The 7,910-nt window shown below is 51.7% G+C and carries 8 protein-coding genes; all 8 read right to left on the bottom strand.

Annotated elements, in window-relative coordinates; translation table 11 throughout:
- Nucleotides 1–754 (bottom strand): TerB family tellurite resistance protein (locus Q0198_RS03995; RefSeq protein WP_297895263.1); only part of this gene is annotated, 754 nt, incomplete at its 3' end.
- 3 nt (nt 755–757) lie between these two features.
- Nucleotides 758–2,953: a phosphoribosylformylglycinamidine synthase subunit PurL gene (gene purL, locus Q0198_RS03990; RefSeq protein WP_297895260.1), complete on the bottom strand. Its 2,196-nt coding sequence runs from the start codon at nt 2,951–2,953 to the stop codon at nt 758–760.
- Nucleotides 2,954–3,017: 64 nt separating this feature from the next.
- Nucleotides 3,018–3,773 carry a glycosyltransferase family 2 protein gene (locus Q0198_RS03985; RefSeq protein WP_297895257.1) on the bottom strand — a complete coding sequence of 252 codons (756 nt, stop codon included), beginning with the start codon at nt 3,771–3,773 and terminating at the stop codon, nt 3,018–3,020.
- The gene (locus Q0198_RS03980; protein ID WP_297895253.1) at nt 3,770–4,561 is read right to left on the bottom strand and encodes a polysaccharide deacetylase family protein; all 792 of its coding nucleotides are present in this window, start codon (nt 4,559–4,561) and stop codon (nt 3,770–3,772) included. The genes Q0198_RS03985 and Q0198_RS03980 overlap by 4 nt, the downstream gene beginning before the upstream one ends.
- A complete protein-coding gene (locus Q0198_RS03975) occupies nt 4,558–5,724 on the bottom strand; it encodes a glycosyltransferase (protein ID WP_297895252.1) in 1,167 nt (388 codons plus the stop codon). The genes Q0198_RS03980 and Q0198_RS03975 overlap by 4 nt, the downstream gene beginning before the upstream one ends.
- A complete protein-coding gene (locus Q0198_RS03970) occupies nt 5,712–6,914 on the bottom strand; it encodes a glycosyltransferase (RefSeq protein WP_297895250.1) in 1,203 nt (400 codons plus the stop codon). Before Q0198_RS03970 ends, Q0198_RS03975 begins: the two co-directional genes overlap by 13 nt.
- Nucleotides 6,911–7,732, bottom strand: a complete 822-nt coding sequence (locus Q0198_RS03965; protein ID WP_297895248.1) for a polysaccharide deacetylase family protein — start codon at nt 7,730–7,732, stop codon at nt 6,911–6,913. Before Q0198_RS03965 ends, Q0198_RS03970 begins: the two co-directional genes overlap by 4 nt.
- A partial coding sequence (locus Q0198_RS03960; protein WP_297895245.1) for a hypothetical protein occupies nt 7,729–7,910 on the bottom strand: 182 nt, incomplete at its 5' end. The genes Q0198_RS03960 and Q0198_RS03965, both read right to left, overlap by 4 nt.

Genomic DNA, 7,910 nt, shown 5'->3' with positions numbered 1-7,910 from the left:
AGCTGCCCGAATAGCCGCCATATCCACTCGAATACCCGCCGCCGTATGAGCCGCTAGAACTTTGCGAGCCTCCGTAGCCCGAACCCGCCGTGCCGCCATATCCGTAGCCGGTGCCGCCGCCGTAACTGCTGCTTCCGTAGCCGCCGGTGCTTCTGCCGCCGTATTTGTCCCAATACCCGCCGCTTCTTGTGCTATAGCCGTCGTATTCGTCGTAAGCGGAGCTGCTTTGCGAGCCGCCGTTTTCGTAATATGTGCCGTAAAAGCTGCGCTCAAAGGTCGCAAACATCTGGCTTTGGATATGCTCGGGCAAGCCCAATCCGTCGCAGATCTGCGAGATCGTGCGCCGCTCTGCCGCGCTAAAACCGCGATCGACGTAGGCTAAATTTAAAAAGAAATAGATTAGCCCAGTTTTGCGGCTCGGGCTCGGGCGGTAGGTTTGGTTATATTTCTCGGCGAGCTCGCGCACGTTTGCAAGGCTTTCTTTCTCGACTTTGTAAACGAGCTTCAGCGCCTCGCGTTCGCGCTCGCCGGCGCCCATTTGGCGCACCAAATCGTCCAAAATTTCGCTTATCATCGCAGCTTCGGACTCGCTTACGTGCCCGTCGCTTTTGGCAACCTTGGCTAGAAGCGCTACTAAAATTTTAGCCTCTCCTAGCTGCATTCGCGCCTTGCCGCGATAGCCGGAGTTACCGAAAACTCCGCCGATCTGAGCGAAAATATAAAGCGCGATTAAAAGAAATACGATGCCGAGCACGCGCTAATCTTCGCTCTTTACGATCTTGGCAAACTCGCCGAAGTAAATTTCTTTTAGCGCGTTTACGTTTTTACGGACGGAATTTATGCGAAACTCTTCGCCGCCGCTGGTGCCTAGGCGCATCAAGCTTAGCCCGTATTTTGCGGCCAGCTCTTTAAATTCCGCCTCGTCGCGCACGCCGAAAATCGCGCGCGAAAAGCTCTCGTCGAAAATATCTCTACTATCGTCGCAGCTCATCTCAAACTCGCCGCCTACGCCGCCTACGCACGCCATCTTCGCAAGCGTGATCGCTACGCCGCCGATACCTACAGAGTTTGCAAATGCCAAAACCCCGCTCTTGCCGGCTTCTATCGCGAAATCCCACAAAGCGCGCTCGATTTTTAAATTTAACTCTGGCAGGCTGCCTGCGACGCGGTTTTCTACCGCTTTCATATAAAGCGAGCCCCCAAAAACGCCCTTCGTATCGCCTACCAGATAGACGCTCACGCCGCTAGCGCAAAAATCGCTAGGGATGATCTCGCCCTCGTTTGTGCCCACGCAGACGATCGCGGGAGTGGGCTGGATGCTAACGCCGCCCGTTTCGTTATATAGGCTTACGTTGCCGCTTACGACGGGGGTATTTAGCGCGGCACAAGCCTGCTTGATCCCCTCGCAGCCCTGCGCGAACTGCCACATAACCTCTGGATTTTGCGGATTGCCGTAGTTTAGGCAGTCTGTGATAGCTAAGGGCGTCGCGCCGCTCATCGCGACCTTTCGCCCCGCCGATGCTACCGCTAGCGCCGCGCCTATGCGAGGATGGACGTAATTCATCCGCGTGTTGCAGTCCGCAGCCATCGCGAGCTTGACGCCGTTTTGCTTAACTCGCATCACCGCAGCGCCCAGCATGCCGGGACGCTTAGCGGAGTTTAACCCCACGTTGGCATCGTATTGATCGTAGATGTAGGATTTATTTAGCACTTCGGGGTCCTCAAAAATTTTATCAAACGCCGCGTCCAGCTCGCGCTCGCTCGCGCCGCAGCCGCATAAATTTTGCCGCGCGATCTGCGCCATATATGCAGGCTCTTTTATCGGGCGATCCAGCACGGGAGCCGCCTCGCTAAGCGGCTCGATCGGAATGACGCCCGCCAGCTCGCCGTGCCAAAAAAGCTCCATCTTGCCGCTATCCGTCACCTCGCCGATTACGGCGGCATCAAGATCCCATTTAGCAAAAATTTCTTTGATTTTCTCCTCGCAGCCCTTTTTGGCGCAGATCAGCATGCGCTCTTGGCTCTCGCTTAGCATCAGCTCATACGGACTCATCCCCTCCTCGCGCATCGGCATGCAGTCTAAATTTAACCTCATGCCGCTGCCGCTGCGCCCCGCCATCTCAAAGCTGCTTGAAGTAAGCCCCGCCGCGCCCATATCCTGGATACCCACGACGTAGTCGGTCTTAAAAAGCTCCAAGCACGCCTCCATCAGCAGCTTTTCGGCGAACGGATCGCCCACCTGCACGGTCGGGCGCAGGGATTTGTTCGCGTCGCTAAAGCTATCGCTCGCCATCACGGCTCCTCCGAGCCCGTCGCGACCCGTCTTAGAGCCCACGTAGATTACGCTGTTGCCCACGCCTTCGGCCCTGCCGTAGAAAATTTCATCCTTTTTAACGATACCCAAAGCAAAGGCATTAACCAAAATATTGCCGTCAAAGCTCTTATCGAAGCTCGTCTCGCCGCCGATCGTAGGGATCCCCATGCAATTGCCGTAGTGAGCGATGCCCGCGACCGCGCCTTTTAGCAGATATCGCTGCTTCCTGGCATTCTCGCTTCTTCCTCGCACCTCGCCGAAACGAAGCGAGTTCATATTGGCCTCGACGCGCGCGCCCATCGTAAAGATATCGCGCAGTATCCCGCCTACGCCGGTCGCAGCCCCCTGAAACGGCTCTATGAAGCTAGGGTGGTTGTGGCTTTCCATCTTAAAAACCGCAGCCATGCCGCCTCCGATGTCGATGACGCCTGCGTTTTCGCCGGGACCCTGGATGACCCAAGGCGCCTTGGTCGGAAAGCCGCTTAAGTATTTTTTACTCGATTTGTAGCTACAGTGCTCGCTCCACATCGCGCTAAAAATCCCAAGCTCGAGCAGATTCGGCTCGCGACCTAAAATTTTTAAAATTTTTTCATATTCTTCGTCTGAAATTTTATGTGCCGCTATCGTTTTTTTATCCATTTTTTCGCCCTTTTCGCCGTTAAATTTAGGTCGCAATAATAGCTAAAATTTTCTATCATTTCGATTAATCTTCGCCCTTTTTAAGATACTTCTCGTAAAGTTTCGCCTCTTTTAAAAACGCGTAAAACGCGTTAATGTTTGCCGTGATAAATCCCTTACGCCCGTCAAAAAGCGATCTGCGCAAAATGTATGATTTAAAAAACGCGAACGGATAGATCAGCAAAAGCTTCGCAAGGCTCGGCTTTTTGCCCTTTTCAAAATCCCCCTGCGCGCGCAGCGTGGAGTAGTTGTTGTTTTTCATAACGAGCTCGGCGATCGGCTTTTCGCTAAAGTGATTAATGCAAAATTTGCTCTTTTTTACCGCGCCTTTTATGATCGAAATTTGCGCGTGTACTCCCATATTTTTATACTCGCCGCACTCCTTGCGAAAGAAGCGGATGTGAGTGTTTTTGCGCACGAGATCGGAGCATCTGCGCCCTAGCGAGTATTCATGAAATTTAATATCCAGCGCCGAGTAATCGCTCTGGCTCATAAACTCCTCTATCTCGCCTTTTAGTTCAGGACTTACCTCCTCATCGCCGTCGAGATTGAGCACCCATTCGTTACTACATAGCGAAAACGCGTAGTTTTTCTGCACCCCCTCGCCCTGCCAGTCGTGATGGTAAATTTTATCGGTAAATTTACGCGCAATTTGCAGCGTGGCATCGGTGCTGCCGCTATCGACGATTATGATCTCGGCGAAATCCGCCACGCTACGCAGCATACGCTCGATGTGGCGCTCCTCATTCATCACTATCGCATAAACGGATGCTTTAATCATAGTTTGTTCCTTATCCTCGTAAATTTCAGCCAAAAATCAAAAAACCCCTCCGTGCCTAAAATGCCGATGCGCTTTACGGCGTATCTGTCGTCGCCCGCCTCGTAAAGCCCGCGCTTGACGACCACCGCGCCTTTGAAATTTGATCTGGCGATATTTAAAATTTCGTCGTTAAATTTACCGTAGGGGTAGGCAAACACCTCGCACGGCCGCCCGCAAATACGTGCTACGCGAGCCTTGGACGCGATGATCTCATCTGCGGCAAGCTGTGGATCGCTCGCGTAGGTAAGGTCTAAATTTACGTGGTGCATCGTATGCGCGCCAAACTCCACCAGCCCGCTTGCCTGCATTTTTAAAATTTGCTCCTCGCTCAGCATCCTTGCAAGATGGGCCGTGTTAGCGCGCTCCCAGTCGTTTTGCACGGCGTCCGGCACCAAAAATATGCTCGCTTTGAAATCGTATTTTTTCAAAATTTCAAAGGCGCTGGTAAAATTATTTTCAAACCCGTCGTCGAATGTGATGCAAACCGCCTTTTTAGGCAGCCGCTCTAGCGCAATGAGCTCGCCAAATTTAAAGCTTTTAAAGCCGTTTTTCGCAAGCCACGCAATCTGTCTTTCAAAATCAGCGGGCTTTAGACGCCATTTGTCGAATTTATCGCCCTTGTGCTCCTCTACGCTATGATACATCAGCACTCGCGCCTTATGCCAGCCTTGCGGGATCCGCCACCAGTTATACCGCAGCGAAACGCCCACCGCAGCGACAAAGATCAGAAAGGCTACAAAATAAATCATCTGAATTTCTCTCCGTTTATATAGACGAACTCGCGCCACTCGTAATGCTCGCTGTAAAAATCGCCCCGATCGTTTTTATCTTTTCCGCTTGGTGCGTCGTGACGTTCGCCGCCACCCTCGCTGCATTTTTCATCAGAAATTTCACCGCAAGCATCTGCGCCGAAGCTCTCTTCAAAGATCGTCTCAAGCATAAATTTTGCTACCCTAGCGGCGTTTGCGATCTTTAGCGTCTTGGCTCTGCCGCGCCGCGCGATGCGCGCGTATTCGCCGCTAGAAAGAAGGTGCTTGATCTTTGAAAAGCAATCCGCAGGACCGTCAAAATAAACTATCTCCGAGCCATCCTCGTAAAGCCGCTCAAACCCCGCGATCTTTGGGCTAAAAGTGCAGACGCCGCATCCCAAAAACTGTGCCATGCGGTCGCTCGCGCCGAGCAATTTATGAGCACGCGCGCACTCAAGCTCGTCGTCGCGATTAAAATTTATCGCAATCTTAGCAGCCGCGATCTCGCGATGAAATTTATCTCCGAATACGGCAGGCGCGCCGAGGCTCGCAAAAATTTTAAGCTGCAGCCCCTCTTTTTCGCAAAAATCGCGCAGCAAAAGCGCAAATTTATACCTCACGTCCTCTTGATAATCGCGCGCTATGTATATAACGTCGGTCGTTTTAGCGGCTTCTAGGCGTCTATCAAACGCCGCGTCGGAGATGTTTGGAAAAAAAGCGAATTTCGCGCCGTATCTTGCAGAAAGATCACGCAGCTTCAGCGCATTCGCCCAAAAAAACGCGTCGATGAAGCTTAATTTTTCGAAAAATTCCCGTTTTTCTTGAAGATGATCGACATACCAGATCGCGATTTTAATCTTAGGAAGCGCCGATTTTATCGCTCGCAGCGTGCTAAGACCGATCTTTTCGCCTTTGCCGATTAAAAGCAGATCGGCGCCGATGTTTTCGCAGATACGCACGAGTTTGGCGTTCATCTTTTTTAAGCCGCTATTTTTCAGCCCGCAAAAGCGCAGGCTCCGCTCCCAATCGCGGTAGCTAAAATCATAGACGAAGTGTCCGCTGCGAACGAGCCCGTGGCTGATCTTACGCTCCATACCGTAGAAAAAATTACCGTCGTCGTATTCGTTGAAAATGCCGCAATGCACGATCTTTAGGCTTCGCATAACAGCTCCTCGTAGTAATTTTTAAGCGAGCTAATATAATTTTGCAGCGTCAAAGTTTGCTTAAGACCGGCGTGTTTTTGCGCAAAAGCCCGGGCGTATTTGCCGTAAGTGCGGTAAATTTCATCGATCTTGGCGCCCAGATCCGCCGCCTCGCATAAAAACTCCTCGCTTAAAATTTCCGAAATTCCACCCACGCGGGTAGATATCAGCACGGGCGAATAAAAAATACCTTCGATCAAAATCACCGGAAAGCCCTCCTTGCGCGAGCTGATGACGTGCAGGTGCGATGCGGCAAGCGCAGCCGCAACGTCGTCGCAAAAGCCGCACAACCGCACCCTATCCTGTAAATTTAGCGAATTGATTAAATTTTGCAAATTTTGCCTCTCGCCGCCCTGCCCGTAAATTTTAAGCTCGAAATCAAATTTTAGCTCGCTTGCGGCGCGGATCAAAAGATCAAAACCCTTGATCTTATCGAGCCTGCCGACCGCGACGATGCTAAATTTAAAATTTTCCGCCGCCGCGTTTGCGCCTTTTTGCGATACGAATACGCTGCCAGTTTTATTTTGCGATGCGTCCGCATCCAAAGGCGTATCTTGCGACGCAAATGCAGCGCCAGCTATGTTTTGCGGTGCGCCCACAGCGCTAGTCGAGTCGTCGCGCGCATCTTTTTTTCTCTCAAGCGCCCTATTTGCGGCGCCTTCCGCGTCCTTGCAGCGCGCGAAAATTTCATGATTTGCAAACTCCTGTTGCGGCTCTATGCCGAAATATATCACCTTCGCGGCGTGATTTATTGTGGTTGCGACCTTGCGCGAGGCTGCGATGACGTTTCGCACGCGATCGAAAACGGGCGCCTTGCGGTCGTTGTGTTTGGTCGCAACGAGCTTAAGATTTAAAAATTTTTCGACCACGAAGCCGATCTGCGCGGCTTTAGCGCCGTGCGAATGTAAAATTTCAAATCCGCCCGAGCGTAAAAACCGATAAATTTCAACGAACAAAAAGGGATTGTAGCGTTTGTCGCGGCTTTTGTACTGATAAATTTGCACGCGAGCATCCAGACGCTGCAAAAACTCGCATCTATCGGGCACGATGAGTGCCGCCTGCTCGCTTTTGCAAAGCTCATTTAGCGAGTCGATCACGATCTTTTCGACGCCGCCGTAAAATCTGGAGCAGCAAAGATAGGCGATTTTCATCTATTTCTGCCCTTCTTCATCTTCAAAATGAAGCTAAAAAGCCCCTGCCTGCCGCTAACCATGATGCGCGGAATTTCAAAATTTGAGTAGTGAGGGCGCAACACGTCGTTTTGCGTCGTAACGGCGCAGCTAAAGCCCGCCTCGCGCGCGCAGCGCACGCTAATCTCGTCGTAAAAGCCGAACGGATAGGCAAAGGCGCCGCAAGAGATCTCAAATTTTGCTTCTATTTCGCGCTTTGATTCGCTCATCTGACGCAGCTGCTCTTGCGGATCCAAGCTAGGTAGGTTTGCGTGATCGAGCGTATGCGAGCCGATCTCGATGAGCCCGCTTTGCAAAAGCTCGCGAACTTCCTCATCGCTTAGCATCTCCTCGCGATTTAGCTCGTCGCTTGATTTTTTCAGATCCTTATCGGTCGCCCAATTCCCCTCAAAGCGCCGGTTCACGATGAAAATCGTCGCCTTAAAGCCGTATTTTTGAAGTATCGGCAGAGCGCCCGTGAGATTATCGCGGTATCCGTCGTCGAAAGTAATACAAACCGCCTTTGCGGGCTTTTTATCCAAGCTTGTAAGCTCGCTTAGAGTGTAGCTCGTAAAGCCGTTTCGCTTCAGCCACGCAAGCTGTTTTTCAAACGCGGCAGGGGTCACGCGCAGGCGGTTAAATTTAGAGGCGCGCTTCGGCAGATGCTCGCGGATCATATGATACATCAGCACGCGCGGATACTCGTAAGGCAGATCCTTCGCCCACCACGCAAAGCGCAGGCAAAACCACGCAAAAAGCGCCGCTGCCGCAAAAGCCAAAACCGCCGCCGCGTAGATCATCGCTCGATCCTTATGCGACAAGCTAAAAAGCTCAAAATCGTAGCCAAGCTTAGCGCTTCTTTCGATAGATACGCGCCGTGATCGAACTGGCAATCTATCAAAAGATAAATTAGAAGCGTAAGAACTCCAAACTGCCTGCTTTGGACGCACTCCTTAAAAACACTAAATAGGATAGCGC

The organism is uncultured Campylobacter sp., from assembly GCF_938045205.1.
In the GTDB taxonomy this organism is placed as follows: domain Bacteria; phylum Campylobacterota; class Campylobacteria; order Campylobacterales; family Campylobacteraceae; genus Campylobacter_B.
The sequence above is the reverse complement of the archived record's forward strand: the minus strand, read 5'-3'. Positions and strand labels throughout refer to the sequence as shown.